Below are 235 nucleotides of genomic sequence, written 5' to 3' on the forward strand. Positions count from 1 at the left end.
CTCTGGGAACGAGCGTTCCTTTCGGAGGGGGTGGTCGGTCTCGTGGGAACTCAAACCCTCCCCATCCGGTGCCCTCGCGCCGGGCTACATCTGGGATTGCAGGTAATTCTGCAGCCCGAGCTTTTCGATCAGCTCGAGCTGGGTCTCCATCCAGTCGATGCGCTCTTCCTCTTACTCCCTTCCTCCCCCCCCCCCCCCCCCTCCCCCTCCCCCCCCCCCCCCCCCCCCCCCCCCC

The 235-nt window shown here is 68.1% G+C and carries 1 pseudogene; it reads right to left on the reverse strand.

Features of this window, described 5'->3' with window-relative positions:
* Positions 1-84: 84 nt before the first annotated feature.
* A pseudogene (locus ACTFO6_RS19900) lies at positions 85-168 on the reverse strand (bacterioferritin); the annotation flags it as partial.
* Between the last annotated feature and the right edge of the window lie 67 nt (positions 169-235).

The organism is Pelomicrobium sp. G1 (genome assembly GCF_051905455.1).
Classification (GTDB): domain Bacteria; phylum Pseudomonadota; class Gammaproteobacteria; order Burkholderiales; family UBA6910; genus Pelomicrobium.